22 protein-coding genes are annotated in these 23,528 nt (G+C 69.9%); 3 read left to right on the top strand and 19 right to left on the bottom strand.

All coding sequences use genetic code 11. The features are described from left to right. Nucleotides 1-234: 234 nt before the first annotated feature. Nucleotides 235-1,461 carry a cytochrome P450 gene (locus E1181_RS27710; protein ID WP_132679279.1) on the bottom strand — a complete coding sequence of 409 codons (1,227 nt, stop codon included), beginning with the start codon at nt 1,459-1,461 and terminating at the stop codon, nt 235-237. Nucleotides 1,462-1,662: 201 nt separating this feature from the next. Here E1181_RS27710 and E1181_RS27705 point away from each other — a divergent pair, with 201 nt between their 5' ends. Continuing rightward, on the top strand, nt 1,663-2,793 hold the full coding sequence (locus E1181_RS27705) for a steroid 3-ketoacyl-CoA thiolase (RefSeq protein ID WP_132679277.1): 1,131 nt from the start codon (nt 1,663-1,665) through the stop codon (nt 2,791-2,793). 255 nt (nt 2,794-3,048) lie between these two features. On the opposite strand, the gene hsaB is transcribed toward E1181_RS27705, so the two are convergent. From hsaB to E1181_RS27640, 13 genes are all read right to left on the bottom strand, one after another. Further along, on the bottom strand, nt 3,049-3,603 hold the full coding sequence (hsaB, locus tag E1181_RS27700) for a 3-hydroxy-9,10-secoandrosta-1,3,5(10)-triene-9,17-dione monooxygenase reductase subunit (protein WP_132679276.1): 555 nt from the start codon (nt 3,601-3,603) through the stop codon (nt 3,049-3,051). A gap of 11 nt (nt 3,604-3,614) precedes the next feature. Next, nucleotides 3,615-4,520 (bottom strand): iron-dependent extradiol dioxygenase HsaC, encoded by a 906-nt coding sequence (hsaC, locus tag E1181_RS27695; protein ID WP_132679274.1) that lies wholly within the window; start codon nt 4,518-4,520, stop codon nt 3,615-3,617. A 22-nt stretch (nt 4,521-4,542) separates the two neighbouring features. Then, nucleotides 4,543-5,394: a 4,5:9,10-diseco-3-hydroxy-5,9,17-trioxoandrosta-1(10),2-diene-4-oate hydrolase gene (gene hsaD, locus E1181_RS27690; RefSeq protein ID WP_132679273.1), complete on the bottom strand. Its 852-nt coding sequence runs from the start codon at nt 5,392-5,394 to the stop codon at nt 4,543-4,545. After that, the gene (gene hsaA, locus E1181_RS27685) at nt 5,394-6,572 is read right to left on the bottom strand and encodes a 3-hydroxy-9,10-secoandrosta-1,3,5(10)-triene-9,17-dione monooxygenase oxygenase subunit (RefSeq protein WP_132679271.1); all 1,179 of its coding nucleotides are present in this window, start codon (nt 6,570-6,572) and stop codon (nt 5,394-5,396) included. The genes hsaD and hsaA overlap by 1 nt, the downstream gene beginning before the upstream one ends. Before the next feature lie 30 nt (nt 6,573-6,602). Next, nucleotides 6,603-7,646 (bottom strand): 4-hydroxy-2-oxovalerate aldolase, encoded by a 1,044-nt coding sequence (dmpG, locus tag E1181_RS27680; RefSeq protein ID WP_132679270.1) that lies wholly within the window; start codon nt 7,644-7,646, stop codon nt 6,603-6,605. After that, a complete protein-coding gene (locus E1181_RS27675; RefSeq protein WP_132679268.1) occupies nt 7,643-8,548 on the bottom strand; it encodes an acetaldehyde dehydrogenase (acetylating) in 906 nt (301 codons plus the stop codon). The genes dmpG and E1181_RS27675 overlap by 4 nt, the downstream gene beginning before the upstream one ends. An 11-nt stretch (nt 8,549-8,559) precedes the next feature. Continuing rightward, a complete protein-coding gene (locus E1181_RS27670) occupies nt 8,560-9,336 on the bottom strand; it encodes a 2-keto-4-pentenoate hydratase (protein ID WP_132679267.1) in 777 nt (258 codons plus the stop codon). A gap of 246 nt (nt 9,337-9,582) precedes the next feature. Next, on the bottom strand, nt 9,583-10,746 hold the full coding sequence (locus E1181_RS27665; protein ID WP_132679265.1) for a lipid-transfer protein: 1,164 nt from the start codon (nt 10,744-10,746) through the stop codon (nt 9,583-9,585). Next, a complete protein-coding gene (locus tag E1181_RS27660) occupies nt 10,743-11,168 on the bottom strand; it encodes a MaoC family dehydratase (protein WP_132679263.1) in 426 nt (141 codons plus the stop codon). Before E1181_RS27660 ends, E1181_RS27665 begins: the two co-directional genes overlap by 4 nt. 70 nt (nt 11,169-11,238) lie before the next feature. Further along, a complete protein-coding gene (locus E1181_RS27655; protein WP_132679262.1) occupies nt 11,239-12,198 on the bottom strand; it encodes a bifunctional MaoC family dehydratase N-terminal/OB-fold nucleic acid binding domain-containing protein in 960 nt (319 codons plus the stop codon). Between the two features lie 13 nt (nt 12,199-12,211). Continuing rightward, on the bottom strand, nt 12,212-13,366 hold the full coding sequence (locus tag E1181_RS27650) for an acyl-CoA dehydrogenase family protein (protein ID WP_132679260.1): 1,155 nt from the start codon (nt 13,364-13,366) through the stop codon (nt 12,212-12,214). Nucleotides 13,367-13,375: 9 nt separating this feature from the next. Further along, nucleotides 13,376-14,431, bottom strand: coding sequence for an acyl-CoA dehydrogenase family protein (locus E1181_RS27645; RefSeq protein WP_132679259.1), 1,056 nt, complete (start codon nt 14,429-14,431; stop codon nt 13,376-13,378). 112 nt (nt 14,432-14,543) lie between these two features. Then, nucleotides 14,544-16,643: an acyl-CoA dehydrogenase gene (locus E1181_RS27640; protein ID WP_132679257.1), complete on the bottom strand. Its 2,100-nt coding sequence runs from the start codon at nt 16,641-16,643 to the stop codon at nt 14,544-14,546. Between the two features lie 113 nt (nt 16,644-16,756). Between E1181_RS27640 and E1181_RS27635 the strand changes: the two genes are divergently transcribed. Beyond that, the gene (locus E1181_RS27635; RefSeq protein ID WP_235877095.1) at nt 16,757-17,440 is read left to right on the top strand and encodes a class I SAM-dependent methyltransferase; all 684 of its coding nucleotides are present in this window, start codon (nt 16,757-16,759) and stop codon (nt 17,438-17,440) included. A gap of 241 nt (nt 17,441-17,681) precedes the next feature. Here the strand turns inward: E1181_RS27635 and E1181_RS27630 are convergent, their stop codons facing one another. Genes E1181_RS27630 through E1181_RS27620 form a run of 3 tightly spaced genes read right to left on the bottom strand, consistent with a single transcriptional unit; the run spans nt 17,682 to nt 20,693 of the window. Beyond that, nucleotides 17,682-18,746, bottom strand: coding sequence for a prenyltransferase (locus E1181_RS27630; protein WP_132679256.1), 1,065 nt, complete (start codon nt 18,744-18,746; stop codon nt 17,682-17,684). After that, the gene (locus E1181_RS27625) at nt 18,733-19,446 is read right to left on the bottom strand and encodes a methyltransferase domain-containing protein (RefSeq protein ID WP_235877096.1); all 714 of its coding nucleotides are present in this window, start codon (nt 19,444-19,446) and stop codon (nt 18,733-18,735) included. Before E1181_RS27625 ends, E1181_RS27630 begins: the two co-directional genes overlap by 14 nt. A 2-nt stretch (nt 19,447-19,448) precedes the next feature. After that, entirely contained in the window at nt 19,449-20,693 is a 1,245-nt protein-coding gene (locus E1181_RS27620) for a glycosyltransferase family 4 protein (protein ID WP_235877094.1), read from the bottom strand. Between the two features lie 183 nt (nt 20,694-20,876). Between E1181_RS27620 and kstR the strand changes: the two genes are divergently transcribed. Beyond that, nucleotides 20,877-21,485, top strand: coding sequence for a cholesterol catabolism transcriptional regulator KstR (gene kstR, locus E1181_RS27615; protein ID WP_132679250.1), 609 nt, complete (start codon nt 20,877-20,879; stop codon nt 21,483-21,485). On the opposite strand, the gene E1181_RS27610 is transcribed toward kstR, so the two are convergent. Further along, a complete protein-coding gene (locus E1181_RS27610; protein WP_132679248.1) occupies nt 21,471-22,499 on the bottom strand; it encodes an MBL fold metallo-hydrolase in 1,029 nt (342 codons plus the stop codon). The two genes, kstR and E1181_RS27610, sit on opposite strands and share 15 nt — an antisense overlap. Before the next feature lie 55 nt (nt 22,500-22,554). Further along, nucleotides 22,555-23,451, bottom strand: coding sequence for an SDR family oxidoreductase (locus E1181_RS27605; protein ID WP_207922353.1), 897 nt, complete (start codon nt 23,449-23,451; stop codon nt 22,555-22,557). Between the last annotated feature and the right edge of the window lie 77 nt (nt 23,452-23,528).

Below are 23,528 nucleotides of genomic sequence, written 5' to 3'. Positions count from 1 at the left end.
CCCACCAAGAACCACAACGAAGACCCCAACCGAACCCCCTCCCCCGCGGCGGCTCCGACTTCAGTGCAAACCAGGTCCCCGATTTCAGTGGAACTCGGGCACCCGACTTCGGTGGAGACCAGGGTTCGGATTTCAGTGGAAATCGGGGCGGCGGATTTCCACTGAAATCGGGGATCCAGCGGGCGAGGTGGGTCGGCGGTGCCCCCGGTCCTCGGGACGAGGGCACCGTCGGGGTCACCGGTACTGGACGCGGTACTCCTTGATGCCGTTGAGCCAGCCGGAGCGGAGCCTGCGAGGCTCTTCGAGCTGCCGGATGTCGGGCATGTGGTCGGCGATGGCGTTGAAGATGAGGTCCATCTCCAGCCGCGCCAGGCTCGCGCCCAGGCAGTAGTGCGCGCCCGTGCCGCCGAAGCCGACGTGCGGGTTCGGGTCGCGGGTGATCTCGAACTTCTCGGGCTGGTCGAAGACCTCGGGGTCGAAGTTGGCCGAGCTGTAGAACATCCCGACCCGCTCGCCCTTCTTGATCTGCACGCCCGACAGCTCGGTGTCGGCCATCGCGGTGCGCTGGAAGGACACCACCGGGGTGGCCCAGCGGACGATCTCGTCGGCGGTGGTCTCCGGGCGCTCGCGCTTGTACAGCTCCCACTGGTCGGGGTTCTGCATGAAGGCGTGCATGCCGTGGCTGATCGCGTTGCGAGTGGTCTCGTTGCCCGCCACCGCCAGCAGGATCGTGAAGAACCCGAACTCGTCGTCGCTGAGCGCGCTGCCGTCGACGTCGGCTTCCACCAGCTTGGTGACGATGTCGTCCATCGGGCACTTGCGCTTCTGGTCGGCCACTCCCATGAAGTAGCCGAGCATCTCCGCGGCGGCGGTCTCCGGGTCGATGTCGTACTCGGGGTCGTCGTAGGCGACCATCTGGTTGGACCAGTCGAAGATGTCCTTGCGGTGGTCCTGCGGCACGCCCAGCAGCTCCGCGATGGCCTGCAGCGGCAGCTCGCACGCGATGTCGGTGACGAAGTCACCCGTGCCGGATTCCAGGGCACCGGAGGCGATCGCCTCCGCCCGCTGGTGCAGCACCTCCTTGAGGCTGTTGACCGCGCGCGGCGTGAACCCGCGCGCCACCAGGCGCCGCACCTTGGTGTGCTCCGGCGGGTCGATGTTGAGCATGACGAACCGCTGCATCTCGATCTGCTCGCGGGTCATCTCCTCGTTGAACCGGATGATCGCGGTGTTCTCGTAGGTCGAGAACACGTCGCTGCGCCGGGAGATCTCCTTGACGTCCGCGTGCCGGGTGACGACCCAGTACCCCTCGTCGTCGAACCCCGACTTGCGGAACGGTTGCTTGTTCCACCAGATGGGCGCGGTACGCCGGAGCTCCGCGAATTCCTCCAGCGGCACCCGCTCGGAGTAGAGGTCGGGGTCGGTGAAGTCGAAGCCTTCCGGAAGGCTCGGTGCTACCACGGCTACCTCCTGCGCTGCGCGAACTGAAACGAGTTCTACGTGAAGAGAACCACAAGATGCGGGTTCGGTAAACCCCTTTCACTACACATGAATCCTACGACCAAAGGGAAAGATCGTTTGGCGAGCGACCGCACCATGGCGCATGGGGATAACATGTTCTAAATTTAAGACGGCAGTGATCGCGGTGAGAGGAGATTTCAGGTGGGCACTCCGGTGATCGTGGAGGCGGTGCGCACGCCGATCGGCAAGCGCAAGGGCTGGCTGTCCGGGCTGCACGCCTCGGAGATCCTCGGCGCCGCCCAGCGCGGCCTGCTCGACCGCGCGGGCGTCGACCCGGCGTCGGTGGAACAGGTCATCGGCGGCTGCGTCACCCAGGCGGGCGAGCAGGCGGGCAACGTCACCCGGACCGCGTGGTTGCACGCCGGGCTCCCCCGGGAAACCGGCGCCACCTCGATCGACGCGCAGTGCGGATCGGCGCAGCAGGCCACCCACCTCATCGCCGGGCTCATCGCCACCGGCGCCATCGAGATCGGCGTCTCCTGCGGAGTGGAGGCGATGACGCGGGTGCCGCTGGGCAGCAACATCGGCACCGACGTGGGACGCCCGAAGCCCGACTCGTGGGACATCGACCTGCCCAACCAGTTCCTGGCCGCCGACCGCATCGCGGCCCGCCGCGGCATCACCCGCGACGACCTGGACCGATTCGGCGTCCGCTCTCAGGAGCGGGCCCAGCTGGCGTGGCAGGAGGGGCGCTTCGACCGGGAGATCGTCCCGGTCCGCGTCGGCGACGACGAGGTCATCCGCGACCAGGGCCTGCGCGAGACCAGCCTCGACGCGCTCGGCGGTCTCAAGCCCGTCCTCGACGACGGGTTGCACACCGCGGGCAGCTCCTCGCAGATCTCCGACGGCGCGGCGGCTCTGCTGCTCATGGACTCCGACCGCGCCCAGGCCTTGGGGCTGCGCCCGCGCGCCCGGATCGTCTCGCAGTGCCTGGTGGGCGCCGAGCCCTACTACCACTTGGACGGCCCGGTGCAGGCCACCGAGCGGGTGCTCAGCCGCAGCGGCATGAAGATCGGCGACATCGACGTCTTCGAGGTCAACGAGGCGTTCGCCTCGGTCGTGCTGTCCTGGGCCGGCGTCCACGGAGCGGACCTGGACCGCGTCAACGTCAACGGCGGCGCCATCGCGCTGGGCCACCCGGTCGGCAGCACCGGCGCCCGGCTGCTCACCTCGGCCCTCCACGAGCTCGAACGCAGCGACGGCACCACGGCCCTGGTCACCATGTGCGCAGGCGGAGCCCTCTCCACGGGCACCATCATCGAGCGCCTGTGATCCCCCGAAGACGCGTGCGCCGCCTCGGCACCCTTCACCCGAGGCGGCGCACGCCTCCCCAACACGCACGAACCGACACCTTCAGCCTGACCCCACGAACTCGCCCACCAGGCACAACACACCCGACCGCGGGGAGCCGATTCGAATTTCGCGCGAAATTCGAGTCCAGAACTTCGGACTCGAATTTCGCGCGAAATTCGATTCTTCACCCAGTCGAGTGACCGGGGCGTCAAATCCCGTCGTCCCGGGATCCCGTCAGAGCCAGTCGTCCGGGGTTCCGGTGAGGAAGTCCTCCGGCCAGTACTGGGCGGGCGTGGTGGGTCGGGTGATGCCCGTGTAGGCGCCCTTGTAGAACAGGAGCGGGTCCTCCTCCGCGGTGTCGCCGAGGGTGCGGACCCGGCCGAGGACGATGTGGTGATCGCCCCCGTCGAGGACCGACTCGACCGCGCAGTCGAGCCAGGTGAGGGCGCCGTCGAGGACCGGGGCGCCCGAGGGCGCCGGAGTCCAGTCCAGGTCGGCGAACTTGTCCTCACCCCGGCGGCCGAAAACCGTTGAGACGTCGCGTTGTCCTGCCGCCAGGACGTTGACGCAGAAGTGGCCGGCGCTTTCGATCAGCGGCCACGTGCGCGACGTCTTGCCCGGGCAGAACAGCACCAGCGGCGGGTCCAGGGACAACGCCGAGAAGGACTGGCAGGCGAAGCCCACCGGCTCCCCGTCGCAGACGGCGGTCACGACCGTGACGCCGGTGCAGAAGTGCCCGAGCGTGCGCCGGAACGCGGCGCCGTCGACCTCCGGGACCACGACTTCCATCGCCCCTCCCCTCACTGCGGCCGGTTTCCGACGCTGAAGTCGTGACCCCACAGGCTGACCGCCGTGCTCTCGCGGGCGATCCAGTCATCGTCGTCGACTTGCCGTCCCTCGCAGCCGAATTCGACGTCGAACCCGCCCGGGGTCTTCATGTAGAACGACAGCATCAGGTCGTTGACGTGCCTGCCCAGCGTCGCCGACATCGGCACCTTCCGCCGGTAGGCGCGGTCGAGGGTGAGCCCGACGTCGTCGACGTCGGCGACCTCCACCATCAGGTGCACGATGCCGCTGGGCGTGGGCATCGGCAGGAACGCCAGGCTGTGGTGGCGCGGGTTGCAGCCGAAGAACCGCAGCCACGCGGGCTCGCCGTCGACGGGCCTGCCGACCAGCTCCGGCGCCATCCGCATCGAGTCGCGCAGCTTGAACCCGAGGACGTCGCGGTAGAACCGCAGCGCCGCCTCGTCGTCGTGGGTGGACAGCACCACGTGCCCCAGGCCCTGCTCGTCGGTGACGAACGTGTGCCCGTAAGGGCTGACGACCCGCCGGTGCTGCAGCGCGGCGCCGTGGAAGACCTCCAGCTCGTTGCCCGAGGGGTCGCTGAAGCGGATCAGCTCCATCACCCGCCGGTCCGCGAGCTCGTCGGCGGTGCCCTCCTTGAACGGAACCCCGTTGGCGTTCAACGAGTCCCGCACCTCCTGCAGGCCGGCGGCGTGCTCGGCCTCCCAGCCGGCGTGCAGCAGCCGGTCCTGCGAACCGGGCACGATCACCAGCCGCGCCGGGAAGTCGTCCATGCGCAGGTACAGCGCGTCAGGGTCGTTCCCGCTGCCCTCGACCATGCCGAGGACCTTCAGGCCGTACACCCGCCACGCCTCGATGTCGGTGGCCTCGATGCGCAGGTACCCGAGCGAGCGAATGCCCATGGTCGAACCCTCCCTTGCCAAGTCAGTCGATCAGGAAATCTCGGGTGATGCGGTTGAACTCCTCGAACTTCTCCAGCTGCGCCCAGTGCCCGCAGCGGCCGAAGACGTGCAGCTGCGCGCGCGGGATGAGCTTGAGCGCCACCAGCGCCCCGTCCAGCGGGTTGACCCGGTCCTCGCGGCCCCAGATCAGCAGCACCCGCTGCCGCAGCTTGTAGGCCTCCCGCCACAGCAGGCCCTCCTCGAAGGACTCCGGCTGGGAGAAGGACTTGCCCATCGCCTTCATCGCGGCCAGCGATTCCGGCGCGCTCGCGGCGGCGAAGCGCTCGTCGAGCAGTTCCTCGGTGATCAGCGACTGGTCGAAGACCATCGTCCGCAGGAACGCTTCGAGCTTCTCCTTGGTCGGCCCGGGCGGCGCCGCGAACTGGCCGAGCTTCTGCACGCCTTCGGTGGGGTCGGGTGCGAACACGTTGATGCTCAACCCGCCGGGTCCCATCAGCACCAGTCGGCCCGCCCGGTCCGGGAAGTTCAGCGCGAAGCGAACCGCTGTGCCACCGCCGAGCGAGTTGCCCAGCAGGTGCGCCTTGTCGACGCCCAGCGCGTCGAACAGCTCCTCGAGGGCGTTCGCGCTGTGGGTGAAGTACTGGCCGTGCTCGGTCGGTTTCGACGACTTGCCGAATCCGGGCTGGTCCACGGCGATGACGTGGAACTCCTCGGCGAAGGCGGCGATGTTGCGGCTGAAGTTGCTCCACGCCGACGCCCCGGGCCCACCGCCGTGCAGCATGACCACAGTGGACTCGTTGCCGACCCCGGCTTCGTGGTAGTGCAGCGTCAGCCCGGAGGGCAGCGTCGCGTCCTGGCTCTTGATCTCCACCATCAGACCATCGAATCCTTCACCGGTAGACCGAATTCCCCGCTGCCGAACATCGTGTAGGCGCGCTCGGCGTCGTTGGCCGCGTGCACCCGGCCGGCGTGCGCGTCCCGCCAGAACCGCTGGATCGGCGTACCGGCCTGCAACGCCCGGCCGCCGGAGTTCTCGAAGAGCCGGTCCACCGCGGAGATCGCCCGCGCGGTGCCGCGCACCTGGTCGCGCCGCGCCTTGAGCCGCAGCGACATCGGCACCTCCTCGCCCGCTTGGAGCAGGGCGAGCTCCTCGGCGATGTTGGTGGACAGCTGCAGCCACGCGGCGTCGATCTCGCTGGCGGCTTCGGCGATGCGGACCTTGGCGAACGGGTCGTCCTTGGCCTGCTCACCGGCGTAGGCGGCGCGGACCCGCTTGGCCTGGTGCTCCACGTGCGCGTCGTAGGCGCCCTGCGCCATGCCGATGATCGGGGCGGTGATCGTCGAGGGGTGCACCGTCCCCCACGGCAGCCGGTACAGCGGCGCGGTGTTGACCTCGTGGCCGGGGCACTGGGTCTTCGACATCGCCATGAAGCTCAACGCCCGGTGGGAGGGGATGAACACGTCGTCCACGACGATGTCGTTGCTGCCGGTGCCGCGCAGGCCGACGGTGTCCCACACGTCGTTGATGGCGTAGTCGCCCAGCGGCAGCAGGTAGGTGCAGAAGTCGACCATCTTGCCCTCGCCGTCGAGCGCGGGCCCGCCGACGAACACCCAGCTGGCGTGGTCGCACCCGGAGGAGAAGCTCCACTTGCCGGACAACCGGTAGCCGCCGTCGACGACGGTGGCCTTGCCCATCGGCGCGTAGGAGGAGGAGATCCGCGTGGTGGTGTCCTCGCCCCAGACGTCGTCCTGCGCCTGCTGCGGGAACAGCGCCAGGTGCCAGGGGTGCACGCCGAGGATGGAGGCGACCCAGCCGGTGGAACCGCAGGCGCTGGCGATGAGCTTCACCGCGGTGTAGAACTCCACCGGGTCGGCCTCGTAGCCGCCGTAGCGCTTGGGCTGCAGCAGCGCGAAGAAGCCCGCGTCCTGCAGTTCGGCGATGGATTCCGCCGGGATCTTGCGGCCGTCCTCGGCCTGCTGCGCGCGATCGCGCAGCGAGGGAAGCAGCTTGCGCACCGCTTCGAGAACTTCTGTGCTGTCCCGCTCACTCATGCAGCGCTCCGTTCGGGAGTTCGGGTCGTGTCACTCGGCCTGTTCGCGTTGGAGCTCCAACGCGATGTCGATCAGCTGGTCCTCCTGGCCGCCGACGAGCTTGCGCTCACCGGCCCGGACCAGCAGCTGCGCCTGGCTGACGCCGTAGCGCTCGGCCTGGTTGGCGGCGTGCTTGAGGAAGCTGGAGTACACCCCGGCGTAGCCCATCATCAGCGCGGAGCGGTCCAGCAGGCATTCTTCGGGCATCGCCGGGCGCACCACGTCCTCGGCCGCGTCGGCGATGGCGAAGAAGTCCACGCCGGTCCGGAATCCGAGCTTGTCGCACACGCCGACGAACGCCTCGACCGGCGTGTTGCCCGCTCCGGCGCCGAAACGCCGTGCGCTGCCGTCGATCTGGACGGCACCGGCACGTGCGGCGGCGACCGAGTTGGCCACGGCGACGCCGAGGTTCTCGTGGCCGTGGAAACCGATCTGCGCGTCACCGCCGATCTCGGCGTCCAGGGCGGAGACCCGCTCGGCGACCTGTTCGAGCACCAGCGCACCGGCGGAGTCGACGACGTAGACGCACTGGCAGCCGGCGTCGACCATGATCCTGGCCTGCTTGGCCAGCACCTCCGGCGGCTGGGAGTGGGCCATCATCAGGAATCCGACGGTCTCCATCCCCTGGTCGCGCGCGAGCCCGAAGTGCTGCACGGACACGTCGGCCTCGGTGCAGTGGGTGGCGATCCGGCACACCGAGGCGCCGTTGTCGCGCGAGATGACGATGTCGTCGGTGACCCCGACGCCGGGCAGCATCAGCACGGCGATCTTGGCGTTGCGCGCGGTCTCGGCGGCCAGGGTGATCAGCTCCTGCTCCGGCGTGCGGGAGAAGCCGTAGTTGAAGGAGGACCCGCCGAGCCCGTCGCCGTGGGTCACCTCGATCACCGGCACACCGGCGCCGTCGAGCGCGGTGACGATGTCGCGCACCTCGTCAGCGGTGAACTGGTGGCGCTTGTGGTGCGAGCCGTCGCGCAGCGAGGTGTCGGTGATGCGCAGGTCCAGCTCGTCGCTGTAGGTCTTGGGCAGTCCGGTCACCGCGCGGCCTCCTTCTGCAGCGCCCCGGTGCGGGCGAGCTCTTCGCCGACCCGCACCGCGGCGGCGGTCATGATGTCGAGATTCCCGGAGTACTTGGGCAAGAAGTCGCCCGCGCCTTCGACCTCGACGAACACCGCGACGCGGGCCTGGTCGCCGGTGACGACCGAGGGCGGGTCGAACTGCGGCTCGGACAGCAGCCGGTATCCGGGGACGTACTCGGCGATGTCGGCGGCCATGCGGGTGATCGATTCGCCGATGGCGTCGGTGTCGGCGTCGGCCGGGATGGCGCAGAAGATGGTGTCCCGCATAATCATCGGCGGGTCGGCGGGGTTGAGCACGATAATCGCCTTGCCGCGCTCGGCTCCCCCGATCACCTCGATGCCCTTGGCGGTGGTACGGGTGAACTCGTCGATGTTCGACCGGGTTCCGGGCCCGGCCGACACCGAGGAGACCGAGGCGACGATCTCGGCGTAGGCGACCGGAACGACCCGCGACACGGCGTGGACGATCGGGATGGTCGCCTGCCCGCCGCAGGTGATGAGGTTGATGTTGGGCGCGTCGAGGTGCTCGTCGATGTTGACCGGCGGCACGACGTAGGGCCCGACCGCGGCCGGGGTGAGGTCGATCGCGCGGATGCCCCGCTCGGCGTAGCGCGGCGCGTTGGCCTTGTGCACGGAGGCCGAGGTCGCCTCGAAGACGAGGTCCGGACTTTCGTTCTCCAGCAACCAGTCCACGCCCTCTGCGCTGGTGGTCACGCCCAGATCGGCCGCGCGGCGCAGGCCGTCGCTGTCGGGGTCGATGCCGATCATCCAAGCCGGTTCGACGTCCTTGGCCCGGCTGAGCTTGTAGAGCAGGTCGGTACCGATGTTGCCCGACCCGACGATGGCCGCCTTCGCGGTCATGACGCCCTCCTTCAGGGTTTCGCGGTGAGACCGACGGTGCCGAGGCCGGTGAACTCGGCCCGGAAGACGTCACCCGGCCGCAGGTCGATGGCGCGGGTGCAGGATCCGGGCAGCACGACGTTCCCCGCGCGCAGCCGCACCCCGAAGCCGGCGACCTTGTTCGCCAGCCAGGCCACGGCGGTGGCGGGGTTGCCCAGCACCGCGTCGGAACGGCCCTCGGCGACGACCTCGCCGTTGCGGTGCAAAACGGCGTCGATGCCTCGCGGGTCGAGCTCCGCGGGCGCCACCCGCTGCGCTCCGAGCACGTAGCCGGCGGAAGAAGCGTTGTCGGCGATGGTGTCGGCGATGCCGATGCGCCAGTCGCGGATCCGGCTGTCGATCAGTTCGATCGAGGGGATCAGCGCCTCGGTGCGCTCCAGCACGCCCTGCTCGTCGCAGTCCGGCGGGATGTCCTCGGCTAGCAGGAATCCGACCTCGACCTCCACGCGCGGGTAGCAGTAGGCGCGGGCATCGATCGGAACGTCCTCGGCCAACCGCATGTCGGCGAGCAGGTGCCCGTAGTCGGGTTCGTCGACGCCCACCATCTGCTGCATCGCCGGCGAGGACAGACCGACCTTGTGCCCGGCGACGGCGATGTCGCGGCGCCGGATGTTGATCAGCTGGATCTCGTAGGCGTCGACCACGTCGATGTCCGGGTGCGACTCGACCAGCGGTGGGATCGGGGCCCGATCCCGCTCGGCTCGCCACAACCGCTCGGCGAGCCCCTCCCGGGTCTCGGCACTGAGCATTCGACCTCCCCGACACCTCGAGATACTGGAACAGGTTCCCCTTGATCAGGAACCCGGCTCACGTCCTGCTCTGAGCTACATCATAGCGCCCACAGGGCCAAAATCTATAACGTGTTTCAGTTTGGTTCGCCTCCCGGGTGTCGAATTTCGCGCGAATTTCGACACCGAACTTCGGGACTCGAATTTCGCGCGAAATTCGACACCTCCCCGCCACACACGCGCCGTGCCGGGAGGTGGGGAGCCGGGTCAGGTCGTGAGGACCAGGCCGCTGGTGGGGACGCCGGTGCCTGCCGTGACCAGGACGTTGTCGACGTCGTCGACCTGGTTGACCGCCGTGCCGCGGATTTGGCGGACGGCCTCGGCGATGCCGTTCATCCCGTGGATGTAGGCCTCCCCCAGCTGACCGCCGTGGGTGTTCAGCGGCAGCCGCCCGCCGTGCTCGATGGCTCCGTCGGCGATGAAGTCCTTGGCCTCACCTCGGCCGCAGAACCCGAGCTCCTCGAGCTGGACCAGCACGAACGGCGTGAAGTGGTCGTAGAGGATGCCCACCTGCACGTCCTGCGGACCGATCCCGGACTGCTCCCACAGCTGGCGCGCCACCAGACCCATCTCCGGCAGACCGGTGATGTCGTCGCGGTAGTAGCTGGTCATGGTGAACTGGTCCGGGCCGCTGCCCTGCGCCGCTCCCGCCACGACCGCGGGCGGGTGGGCCAGGTCTCGAGCGCGGTCCAGGCTGGTCACCACCAGCGCGACCCCGCCGTCGCTCTCCTGGCAGCAGTCCAGCAGCCGCAGCGGCTCGGTGATCCACCGCGAGTTCTGGTGGTCCTCCAAGGTGATCGGCCGCTCGTAGAACCAGGCGTTCGGGTTCGTGGCGGCGTGCTTGCGGTCGGCGACCGCGATGCGGCCGAAGTCCTCGCTGGTCACGCCGTAGGAGTGCATGTAGCGGCGGGCGAACATGGCCACCTGCGCGCCCGGCGTGCCCAGGCCCATCGGGTAGCACCAGCTGTTGTCCACGCCCGTGGAGGTCGCCTGCCCGGACAGCCCGGCGTTGAACTGGCCGAACCGCTGCCCGGAGCGCTCGTTGAACGCGCGGTAGCAGACCACGACCTCGGCCATCCCGGTCGCCACCGCCATCGCCGCCTGCTGCACGGTGGCGCAGGCCGCGCCGCCGCCGTAGTGGATGCGGCTGAAGTAGCTCAGGTTCGGGATGCCGACCTCGCGAGCCACCGCGACCTCGGTGTTGGTGTCCATCGTGAAGGTCACCAGTCCATCCACATCGGACGGTTCGATCCCGGCGTCGGCCAACGCACCGCGCACGCACTCGGCGGCCAGCTGCAGCTCGCTGCGCCCGGAGTCCTTGGAGAACTCGGTCGCGCCGATGCCGGCGATGGCGGTCTTTCCTGAGATCATCGGGCCACCTCCGGGAGTTCCAGCCGCACCCGGCCGGTGACGTGGGTGCCGAGCTGGTTGCGGCCCAGCACCTCGACCACGAACACGTCGTCGCCGCGCTCCAGCACCTGTCCGTGCATGGTGAGCGTGTCGTAGGCGTAGCAGGGCACGCCGAGCTTGATCGACACCCCGCGCACCAGCGCCTCCGGTCCGGCCCAGTCGGTGACGTAGCGCTGCACCAGACCGGTGGTCGTGAGGATGTTGAGGAAGATGTCCTTCGATCCCTTGGCCTGCGCCAGATCCCGGTCGTGGTGCACGTCCTGGAAGTCGCGGGTGGCGATGGCCGTGCTGACGATGAAGGTGGGAGTCGCGTCGATGCGTTCCTCCGGCAGCGCGTCGCCGATCGCGACCTCACCTGCCGTGCGTGTGCGCGCCAGTGTCATGGGTCCTCCAGTGTTCTGCGGGACACCCGCACCCGGTCGGACGACTGAGCACGCGAAGCGGAAGTGTCGCTCATGCGTCCTCCGACGGGGTCCAGTACGGCAACGTGAGCTCGTCGTCGATCCGCTGGTAGGCGACCTGGACGCGCTGTCCGATGGCCACCTCGTCGGGCTCGACCTCGTGCAGTTCGCCGAGGACCCGCACGCCCTCGTCGAGTTCGACCAGCGCGATCACCAGGGGCAGCTTCTTGCCCGGGATCGCCGGCCGGTGGTGCACGACGTAGCTGTAGACCTCGCCGAGCCCCTCGGAGACCAGGTGCGTGCGCTTGGTGGCGCCGCACTCCGGGCACATCGGTCCCGGCGGGTGGCGCAGCAACCCGCACCCGCCGCAGCGCTGGATGCGCAGCTCGCCCGCGGCGGTGCCCTCCCAGAAGTAGGCGGTGTCGCGGTTGATCGCGGGCCGGATGACCTCGGCCGGCGGCTCCGGTTCCGGCGCGGCCTCAGCGCTGGTGGCTTCGGCCGGTGCGAACTTCAGGACCCGGAACATCATCTCGGCCACCGGCTCGTCACCGACGTACCAGGTGTTGCGGGTGGTGACGAACCAACCCTCGCCGAGCCCGGTCGTCTTCGGCCCGACCACCGAGTCGAGCTTGGTGGTGACCACGACCTGCTCGTCGTGCTTGAGGTAGCGGTGGTAGGTCTGGTCGCAGTTGGTCGCGACGACCGAGGTGTACCCGGCCTCGTCGAGCTCGCCCATCATGGCGTAGAGCGGGTCGTCGGGGTCGCGCTGCGGGTTGAGCCCGCCCATCGTCCACACCTGCGCCATCGCAGGCGGCGCCACGAGTCCACCGTGGACGGACTCGGCCGCGGCCTCCGCCGAGGTGTAGACGGGGTTGGCGTCGCCCATCGCCTCGACCCAGTTGTTGATCATCGGCAGGTTGACCGGATCGCGCGCCGGGCGCGGTGCGCTCGAACCGCCGCCGGCGATCCGCTTCGCCGCCAAGCGGATCTCGTCCGCCTCGGTGCTGGTCATGACATTCCCCTCCTCAGCGCGGTACCCGCGGAAGCCCCAGCCCGGCGGTGGCGATCAGTTCTCGCTGCACCTCGCTGACACCGCCTCCGAAGGTCAGCACGATGTTGCGCTTGGCCTGAACGTCCAGCCAGTGCATCAGTTCTGCTGTGTCCTCATCGGACGGATCGCCGTGCCGCCCGACGATCTCCTCCAGCTCCCGGCCCAGCATCTGCACGGTCTCGGAGGAGAACACCTTGGTCGCCGAGGCGTCGGCGACCTCCACCGGGCCGAGCGACGCCGAGGCCGCGACCTGCCAGTTGAGCAGTTCGTTGACCCGCTCGAACGCCCGCACCCGCGCGAGAACCCTGCGCACGTCGGGATGTTCGAGCAGGTCTCGCTCGATCGCCCACGCGTGCACGCGCTCGCGCAGCCCGCCGGTGCGACCGGACGGGCCGAGCATGACGCGCTCGTGGTTGAGCTGCGTGGTGATCAGCTTCCAGCCCCGGTCCTGCTCCCCCACCAGCATCGACGCCGGGACCCGCACGTCGTTGAAGTAGGTGGCGTTGACGTGGTGCGAGCCGTCGGCGGTGATGATCGGCGTCCACGAGTAGCCGGGGTCGCTGGTGTCGACGATCAGGATCGAGATGCCCTTGTGCTTGGGCGCCTCGGGATTCGTGCGGCAGGCCAGCCAGACGTAGTCGGCGTCGTGCCCGCCCGTGGTGAAGATCTTCTGCCCGTTGACCACGTACTCGTCGCCGTCTCGCACTGCGGTGGTGCGCAGCGAGGCGAGGTCGGTGCCGGCTTCGGGTTCGGTGTAGCCGATCGCGAAGTGCACGTCACCGGCGAGGATCTTGGGCAGGAAGAAAGACTTCTGCTCCTCGGTGCCGTAGGTCTGCAACGTCGGCCCGACGGTCTGCAGCGTCACCGACGGCAGCTGCACGTCGGCGCGGGAGGCCTCGTTGGCGAAGATGTACTGCTCGACGTCCCCGAAGCCGCGACCGCCGTACTCCTCGGGCCATCCCACGCCCAGCCAGCCGTCGCGGCCCATCCGGCGCACCACCGCGCGGTGCGCCTCGTCGTGCCGGTCCACGGCGAGGGCGGCGCGCTCCTCGTCGGTGACGAGGTTGCTGAAGTACTCCCGCAGTTCGGCCTGCAGCTCCCGCTGCTCCTCGGTGAGTTCGATGAACACGGCTTCTCCTCAGGCGTGTCGGGCGAGGACGTCGACGCGGTGCGCGGCGCCGCCTGCGAGCCGCGCCAAGTCCTTGACCTGCGAGTAGTAGCGGTGCATCGGGTAGGTGATGTCCACGCCGAGCCCGCCGTGCAAGTGGTGGCAGGTGTGCATCGCCGCAGGCGCCTGGTCGGTGAGCCAGAACGCGGCGACGTCGAGGTCCTCCCCCGCGTCGCGCCCGGTGCCCAGCCGCCAGGACGCCGACAGCGCCGCGAGGTGCAGGGTCCGGTTGACCACGTAGACGTCGGCGATCTGCTGCGCGACGGCCTGGAACGTCGCGAGCGGCTTGCCGAACTGGTGGCGGGTGCGCAGGTGCTCGGCGGTGAGCTCCAGCGCTCCCGCCACGGCGCCGTCGCCGAGCGCGCACATGCCGGCCAGCGCGCAGTCGTGCACGTCCTGGAGGACCGATTCGCCTGGTGCGCCGAGGATTTCACCGTCGACGCCGTCGAGGTCGACGACCCATTCGGTGCCGACCGAGGACTTCACCGAGTGCAGCGTGACGCCGTCGGCGTGCGGATCGACCAGCACGATCGCGGGGCCGTGCTCGGTGCTCGCCGACACCAGCAACCGGTGCGCGGTGTCGGCGTGCAGGACACCGGTCTTGCGCCCGGTGACGCGCGTTCCCTCCGCCGCGGTGCGGGGTTTCGCGGGCAGCGGGTCGGAGACCTCGTTGAGCGCCGCGCTGAACACCCGTCCCGGTTCGGCGAGCAGTCGCTCCTGCTGGGCCTTCTCGGCGTGCCTGGCGATGGGCAGGACGCCGAGGGCGAGGGTCGCCAGCGCCGGAACGCCAACCCCGGCCTTGCCGACCTCGGCGAGCACCAGACCGACCTCCAGCGGCCCGAGCCCGGCACCGCCGAGGCGCTCGGGCACGGGCAGCGACAGCAGGCCGGACTCGCCGAGCGCCTTCCACACCGACTCGTCGAAACCGATTCCAGTTGAGGCGGCGGCCCGCTCGGTCTCCCGCGCCAGAACTTCGGCTGCCAGATCCCGCACTGCCTGCTGCGTCTCTCCGAGCGTGAACTCCATCCCGCCCCCTAGACCAACCCTGGCCACGTTGTGAAACTTGTTCTACTTCTACCGCCTGAGCAAGCCCCGGCGCAAGCCTCGGCACGCACGAGCGAGCCGGTCGCGGGAACGATCAGCGGGGCAGTCCGAGGATTCGCTCGGCGACCACGTTGAGCAGGATCTGGGTCGTGCCACCGGCGATCGACAGGGCGCGGGTGAGCAAGACCTCGTGCACCGGCTCGGCCTCCATCACCAGCGCCTCGGTGCCGAGCATCTCGACCCCGAGCTCGGCGACGTTCTGGCGGTGCCACACGCCCAGCAACTTCTCGACGCTGGACTCCGCGCCCGGCCCCCGCCCGTGCAGGCTGCGCAACGTCGCCCGCAGGCGCAGCAGCGAACCGGCCAGGCCGTCCACCACCGCACCGCCGAGGCGTTCGCGCAGCGACGGGTCGGTGTCCCCGGAGGCGGCCAGCAGCCGTTCGACCTCCTGGCCGAGGCTCGACCCGCCGCCGAGCGCGACGCGCTCGTTGGCCAGCGTGGTGCGCGCGAGCTTCCAGCCCTGGCCCGGTTCGGCGACCAGGCACTCGTCGGGGACGAAGACGTCGTCGAGGAACACCTCGTTGAACCGCTCCACGCCGGTGATCTCCCGCAGCGGCCGGACGGTGATGCCCTCCGAGGCCATGTCGACCAGGAAGTAGCTGATACCGCGGTGCTTCGGCGCGTCCGGGTCGGTGCGGGCCAGGCAGATGCCCCAGTCAGCTTCCTGCGCGAGGGAGGTCCACACCTTCTGGCCGGTCAGCTTCCAGCCGCCGTCGACGCGTTCGGCCTTGGTGCGCAGCCCGGCGAGGTCGGAACCCGCTCCGGGCTCGGAGAACAGCTGGCACCAGGTGATCTCGCCGCGCAGCGTCTGCCAGACGAACCGCTCGCGCTGGGCGTCGGTGCCGTGCTCGACGATCGTCGGCACCGCCCAGTTGCCCACCACCATGTCGGGGCGCCGCACGCCCGCCCTGTCCAGCTCCTCGTCGATGAGCAGCTGCTCGTGGGGGCTCGCTCCGCAGCCGTAGGGCTGGGGCCAGTGCGGGGCGAGGTAGCCGGTCTCGGCGAGCCGTTTCCGCTGCTGCTGCGGGGAGAGCGCCGCGATCTCCTCGACCGCGCCGCGGATCTCACCGCGCCGTTCCTCGGGGAGCTCGGCGGACAGGCTCAGCCTCCGCCGCACGCCGGACGCCGACAGCTCGGCGACGCGACGGCGCCAACCCGCCGAACCACCGACGGCCTGGCGCAGCGCCAGCGCGCGGCGGAGGTAGAGGTGCGCGTCGTGCTCCCAGGTGAACCCGATGCCGCCGAGCACCTGAATGCAGTCCTTGGCGACCTCCACCGCGGCGTCGAAGACGGCGGCTCCGGCCACGGCGGCGGCCAGCGGGTGCTCCTCCGGGGCGTCCTCGGCGGCACGGGCGGCGTCCCAGGCCAGGGCCGTGGCCTTCTCCACCTCGCACAGCATGTGCGCGCAGAGGTGCTTGACCGCCTGGAACGAGCCGATGACCTGCCCGAACTGCTCGCGGGTGCCCGCGTGCTCGACGGCGGTGCGCAGGCACCAGCCGGCGATCCCGACGGCCTCGGCGGCCGCGAGCGTGACCGCGAGATCGCGCACGTCCCGTTCGTCGACGACGTGGGTGGCCGGGACCGGGACGTCGCGCAGCACGACCTCCGCGACCGGGCGGGACACGTCCAGCGACGGGCGCGCTCGGAGCTCCGCCCGCTCGGCCTCGACCAGGAACCACACGTTCCGGTCGTCCACCCGGGCGCACAGCAGCAGGTGCGTCACGCCGGTGGCGCCCGCGACGGCCGCGACGCGACCGGAAACCACCAGCCCGCCACCGGTTTCGGCACCGACGAGCTCCCCGGGCTCCAGCGCGACCGCGGCGGTGGCCCGGCCCTCGGCGAAGTCGGTGTCGCCGAGCAGCGCGACGGCCACGGCGGTGGACCAGACGGGTCCGGGCACCAGCGCGTCGGCGGCCTGCTCCAGTCCGGCGGCGAGGTCGGTCAGCGTGCCGAGACCTTCGGTGATCAACGAGAACACGCCGATCTCGGTCAGGCCGGTCCAGGTCTCCTGCTCGTGCCAGACCGGGGCGTCGGCGTTCTCCAGCTTGCGCACCGGATCGGTGCCCAACCCCTCGGCCCACGACCGGATGGACTCCTGCAGGGCCCGCTGCTCCTCGGTGATCGCGATCGGCACTACGCCTCCTCGTCCGCGCCCGCACTGCGAGAATTAGAACATGTTCTAACAAGCTAGCGGGTGGACCGGGTACGCTGCAATGCGCATCAGTACCGATTCGAAAGAGGCACCACGTGACGCAGGGATCGACCACCGACCGCGAGCACCACCCGTCGATGCCTGCGGAACTGCTCGACCTCGCCGAGCAGGCGATTGGGTTCATGCCCACCGACGAGGGACTGGCGCTGCACGAAACCGCCACGACCTACCTCGGGACCGGCGTCGGCGTCGAAATCGGCACCTACTGCGGGAAGTCCACGATCTTCCTGGGCGCCGCCGCGCGGCACACCGGCGGCCGGATCGTCACCGTCGACCACCACCGCGGCTCCGAGGAGCACCAGCCCGGCTGGGAGTACCACGACCCGGACCTGGTGGACCCCGCCGTCGGCAAGCTCGACACCCTCGGCGAGTTCCGCCGCACCATCGCGCGGGCGCGCCTGGAGGACGAGGTCACCGCAGTCGTCGGCCGCTCCGGCGCGATCGCCGAGTTCTGGCGCACGCCCCTGACCCTGCTGTTCATCGACGGCGGGCACACCGAGGAAGCCGCCATCACCGACTACGAGGGCTGGGCCCACTGGCTCGTCCCGGGCGGCGCGCTGGTCATCCACGACGTCTTCCCGAACCCGGAGGACGGCGGCCAGGCCCCGTACAACATCTACCGCCGGGCCCTGGCCACCGGAGCCTTCACCGAAACCCGGGTCACCGGCTCGATGCGCGTCCTCGAACGCACCTCAGGCGAACCCGGCTCCCTCCCCTGACCCACGTCCCCGGCTGAGCTCTTCGAATTTCGCGCGAAATTCGAGGGCCGATCCTCAAGCTCAAACTTCGCGCGAAATTCGAACCGCACCCCCTGACCAGGCACTACACGCCCGAACGCGGGGGAGGATTCGAATTTCGCGCGAAATTGTGAGGGTGTTCGGGCGGGTCGAATTTCGCGCGAAATTGGAAAACCCCCACTCGACCAGGTGGTTTTCGCCGGTCGGGTGGGGTGTCGCCTTGTCAGCGGGTGCGTTCGTACTCGCAGCAGGCGGCGTTCTCGACCGGGAGGCCGATGGGGAGGTCCTCGCCGCGGAAGATGCCGTTGCCCAGGGTGGTTCGGGTCAGAGCGTCGGCGGCGAGGATGACCGCGGCGGCGGTCCAGGAGGACTGCTCCTCCGGCCAGCGCTTCTGATCCGCGAAGACGTAGCCCGTCCAGTAGGAACCGTCGGGGTCCCGCAGGTGCTGCATCGCGGCCAGCTGCTGCACGGCTCGGTCGTGCTCGCCCAAGGCGTCCAGGGCCAGCACGAGCTCGCAGGTCTCGGCGCCGGTGACCCACGGGTGGTCGTCGACGCAGCGAATGCCCAGGTCCGCCACGACGAAGTCGTCCCAGCGCTCGTCGATGCGCCGCAGCCCGGCCTCGCCCCGCACGGCACCGCCGAGGATCGGGTAGTACCAGTCCATCGAGTACCGGGTCTTCGGCGTGAACGCCTCCGGATGCCTGCGCAGCGCGTGCCCGAGGCGGCCGACGGCCACCTCCCAGCTCGGCTGCGGCACGCCGACGCGGTCGGCCAGCGCCAGCGCGCACCGCAGGCTCTGGTGGATGCTGGAGCTGCCCGACAGCAGCGCCTCACCGGTCGGACCGGCTTCGCCGATGCCCCAGTCGATCTCACCGCGCTGGTGCTGCGCGGTGAGCACGAAGTCGATGGCGTCGCGCACCATCGGCCACATCCGCTCGGCGAACTCCTCGTCGCCGGTGATCAGCACGTGGTGCCAGACGCCCACCGCCGGGTAGGCGCAGTAGTTGGTGTCGGCACCGGCGTCCTCGACCACGCCGTCGCGCACCTGCAACGGCCAGGAGCCGTCGGAGCGCTGGGTGGCGCGCAGCCACTCGTACGCCCGCTCCGCCTCCGCGAGCTGCCCGATCACCGACAGCGCCATCGCGCACTCCACGTGGTCCCACGGGTCGGTGTGACCGCCCGGGAACCACGGGATCTCCCCCGAGGGGAGCTGAACTGACGCGATGGCCTTGCCGGTCTGGACGAGCGCCTCCGCGGAGACGACGCCCGGCAGCTCAGGCGCCGGCACGAGGTTTGCCCAGGTAGATCGCGATGCTCTTGCCCGCGACCGGGTTGAGCAGCTTCTCCGCGGTCCGCGAGATCCACGGCGCCTTCATCATGTCCCACACCAGGAACGCGTGGTACGCCTTGGCCAGCGGGTGATCGTTGTTGTCGGTGCCCACCGCGCACTTGATCCACCAGTACGGCGAGTGCAGCGCGTGCGCGTAGTCGCGGAAGACGTAGCGCAGCCCGGCGTCGGTGAGCTTGCCGATCAGCTCGTCGGCGGAGTAGATCCGCACGTGGCCGCCCTCGACCTGGTGGTACTCGTCGGACAGCGCCCAGCAGATCCGCTCCGGCCAGGCGCGCGGGACGGTGACCACGACACGTCCGCCCGGCTTGACCACGCGGACGAGCTCGCGCATCGCCTTCTCGTCCTCGGGGATGTGCTCCATGATCTCCGAGGCGATGACGACGTCGAACTCGCCGTCGGCGAACGGCAGGGCCAGCGCGTCACCGGAGACCGTCTGGGCCTTGGCGCCCTCGGGCACCTCGCCCTCGTCCTTCATCGCGGCGAACATCGCGGCGACGTTCTCCAGCTCTTCGACGTCCTGATCGAAGGCGGTGATGTCGGTGCCGCGCCGGTACAGCTCGAAGGCGTGCCGGCCACCGCCGCAACCCAGGTCCAGCACCCGCTGTCCCGGCCGCACGCCGAGCCTGTCGAAGTCCACCGTCAGCAACGCGTTGCTCCCTTCCCACCGCGCGGGCTGCGCGCGATCGCTTCGGCGTAGCAGTCGACGGTCGCCGCTGCCACGGATTTCCAGCTGTAGCGGGCCAGCACCCGCTCGCGCCCGTTGGCACCGAGCCGGGCGCGGTGCTCCGGCGAGTCCAGCTGCCGGGCCAGCGCCTTGGCCAGCGCCTCGGCGTCGCCCGGCGGCACCAGGTCGGCGCACTCCCCGTCGGGCCCTGCGACCTCGGGGATCGCACCGGCGCGGCTGGCGACCAGCGGCGTGCCGCAGGCCATCGCCTCCACGGTCGGCAGCGAGAAACCCTCGTAGAGCGAGGGCACGCTGGCGACCTCGGCGGAGCCCAGCAGCTCGGCCAGCTCCTCGTCGCTGATGCCCTTGACGGTGCGCACCACGTCGCCGATGGCGAGCTCCTCGATGCGCTGCTCGGTCGGCCCGCCGGGGGTCAGCTTGCTGACCAGCACCAGCTCGACCTCGCGTTCGGTGCGCAGCTTCGCGACGGCCTCCAGCAGCGTGCCGACGCCCTTCATCGGGGTGTCGGCGCTGGCCATGGCCACGATGCGACCGGGAACGCGCGGCTTGGCCGGCGGCTTGAACACATCGGCGTCCACGCCCAGCGGCACGACGCGCAGCTGCTCGGGGCTGACCCCGAAGTCCGCGCGGATGTCGTCCGCGGAGTTCTGCGAGACGGTCAGCAGCTGCGGGATCTGGCGGGCGACGCGGGCCTGCATCCGGGTGAAGCCGTACCAGCGGTGCACGGTGATCTTGCGCCAGCCCTTGGCGGCGGCGAGGTCGACCCGGCGATCGTGGGTGATCGGGTGGTGGACCGTGGCGACCAGCGGAATCCCGGCGCGCTGCAGGGAGAGCAGACCCGAACCGAGGCACTGGTTGTCGTGCACCACGTCGAACTCGTGCGAGCGGGCCTTGAGCAGCCGCGCCGCGCGCATGCTGAACGTCATCGGTTCGGGGAACCCCGCGGTCCACATTGTGCCGACCTCGAGGAGGTCGATGTGGTCGCGCAGCTCGCGCCAGTGAGGGGTGCGGAACGGGTCGTCGTCGTTGTAGAGGTCGAGGCTGTCCACGGGCGTCAGGTCCACGCCGGGGTCCAGATCCGGGTAGGGCTGACCGGAGAACACCTCGACGTGATGTCCCAGCTCGGCGAGGCCGCGGCTGAGGTAGCGGACGTAGACACCCTGTCCGCCGCAATGCGGCTTGCTTCGATAGGAAAGCAACGCGATCCGCACGATTCACCTCACACTGCCCGGGGGCCGCGGGCTGGGTAGACTGGAACATGTTTCGGTCGAGGTAACCCGCTTACCTTAACCCGTTGGTAGCCCCGCACGATGAGTCGCGTGGCGACGAACACGCTTCGCCGTCACCTGATGTCCGTCGACTGTTCAAGGAGAGCCCCGCCCATGGAAAGCTCGCAGAACGTGCTCGAAGCGCTCCGGGGCGGGAGCAGCACCGGCACCACGGCGCAGGCCGAGCGGCGCAAGCGCATCATCGACGCCACCATCGCGCTGGCCAGCAAGGGCGGCTACGACGCGGTGCAGATGCGCGCGGTCGCCGAGAAGGCCGACGTCGCGCTGGGCACCCTGTACCGCTACTTCCCCTCCAAGATCCACCTGTTGGTGGTCGGCTTGGCGCGGGAGTTCGCGCGCGAGCAGGAGAAGATGGACCGCTCGAAGATCCCCGGCGACACGCCCTACGACCGGGTGCTGCACGTGCTCAACCGCACCACCCGCCAGCTCCAGCGCAACCCGGAGCTGACCGAGGCGATGACCAGGGCGTTCATGTTCGCCGACACCTCGGTGGCCAACGAGGTCGACACCGTGGCGCTGCTGATGGAGCAGCTGTTCACCCATGCCATGACTCCTGACGAGCCCACCGAGGAGCAGCGGGCGATCGCGCGGGTCATCGGCGACGTGTGGCTGTCCAACCTGGTCGCGTGGGTGACCCGCCGCGCTTCGGCCACCGACGTGTCCAACCGGCTCGAACTGACCGTGCGGCTACTGCTGGCCTGAGTACTCCACGACATCACCGTTCGCAGCGGCGGTGAGTTCGCCGCGCGTGACCAGCAGGTCGAGGTGCGCGCTCGTCTCGCCGACCGCCAGGACCTGGTTGAACAGGTCGAGGTCGGCGAAGTCCTTGTTCCGCCGCGTCCAGCCGAGCTTGAGCGCCGCCTCGTAGGCGGTTCCCGCGCCGTCGCGGACGACCTCGGCCGTCTGCTGCAGGCGCTCGTCGTGGTGGCGCAGCAGCTCGTCGATGCGCTGGTGGGAGCTGCCGCCGACGGGCCCGTGCGCGGGCAGCAACCGCAGGTCCGGGTAGGTCTGCATGAGCCGCAGCGAGTCCAGGAAGTCGCCGAGCGGCAGCTCCGGGCGGGCCGATTCGACGCCGATCGAGGGCGTGATGTGCGGCAGGATGTGGTCGCCGGAGAACAGCGTCGAGGAGTCGGCGTCGAGGAACACCACGTGTCCCCGGGTGTGCCCGGGTGTCGGCACGGCGAGCAGGGTGCGCGACCCCAGCGGGATCTCGACCTTGCCGTGCAGCCACTCGTCCGGCTGCTCGTAGGGGTTCTCGCCCTTGCGCTCCGGCGGTGCGCCGCCGTAGGCCTCGGCCAGCTTGCCGAGCAGTTCTTGCGCGCCCCACCGCTGCAGCCGCCGCATCTCGGCGAGTTCGGTGCCGCCTTGGAGGATCGCGTCCATCGTGGGCTGCTCACCGGCGCCGAGGCTGATCTTGGAGCCGAAGGTGCGGCGCAGCTGCACCGCGAGCGTGTAGTGGTCGCGGTGCACGTGGGTCACCAGGAACCGCTGCACGTCGGCGAAGTCGTAGCCGATCTCGCCGAGACCCTTCTCCAGCTGGGTGCGCGCTTCTTCCAGCGCCCAGCCGGAGTCGATGAGCACCAGCCCGTCGGAGTCCTCGATGGCGTAGACGTTGACCGCCCGGAGTCCGTCGTTGGGCAGCGGCAGCGGAATCCGGTGCACGCCAGGCCCGACCTGTTCCACGCCGGGCTCGATCCACGCGTGCCGATCGCTCACCGCTGTCCTCCGAGTTTTGACGAACTTCTTAAAAGAGATGTACCACTCCGCTTCCTCAGGTGCCGTAGACGGGGTCGGGAACGGGGGCCTTGGCGAGCAGTTCCGCCACCACGGGGCCGAGTTCGCCGGCGTCCCAGCGCCGGCCCGCGTCGCGCGAGGGCCCTCGGGTCCAGCCGGTTCCGACGGTGATGTCGCCACCGGCGACCTCGAAGACCCGGCCGGTGACCTCGGCGGAGTCGACGCTGCCGAGCCAGGCCACCAGCGGCGAGACGTTTCCCGGGGCCATGTCGTCGAATCCCTGGTCCGGCCGGGCCATCATGTCGGCGAAGACGGTCTCGGTCATGCGGGTGCGCGCCGACGGTGCGATGGCGTTGACGGTGACGCCGTAGCGGGCGAGTTCGGCGGCGGTGTTGAGGGTGAGCGCGATGATCCCGGCCTTGGCCGCGGCGTAGTTGGTCTGGCCGATGCTGCCGAGCAGTCCCGCGCCCGACGTGGTGTTGATGATCCGCGCCTGCACGGTCTCGCCCGCCTTGGTGCGGTCGCGCCAGTGCTGCGCGGCGTGCCGCATCGTGGCGGCGTGGCCCTTGAGGTGGACGCGGATGACCTGGTCCCACTCGTCCTCGGCGATGTTGACGAACATCCGGTCGCGCACGAACCCGGCGTTGTTGACCAGCACGTCCAACCGCCCGAACCGCTCGACGGCGAACTCCACGAGCTCGCGCGCCTGCTGCCAGTCCGCGACGTCGGCCCCGTGCACCTCGGCCTCGCCGCCGAGCGCCCGGATCTCGTCGGCGACCTCCGCGGCAGCGGACCCGTCACCCCCGCTGCCGTCCAACTGCACCCCGATGTCGTTCACGACGACCTTCGCCCCCTGCCGCGCGAACTCCACGGCGTGCGCCCGGCCGAGTCCGCGCGCACCCCCGGTCACGATGACCACCCTGTCCTGACACACCACGTCACGTCCTCCTCACAACCGTTACCAACACGGGCACCTGCGCCCCGCCTCACCCGACCCGACCCGATTTCAAT

Origin of the sequence: Saccharopolyspora terrae (assembly GCF_004348435.1) — a bacterium.
Classification (GTDB): domain Bacteria; phylum Actinomycetota; class Actinomycetes; order Mycobacteriales; family Pseudonocardiaceae; genus Saccharopolyspora; species Saccharopolyspora endophytica.
Note: the sequence above shows the minus strand (reverse complement) of the source record. Positions and strands in the feature narration are given on the sequence as shown.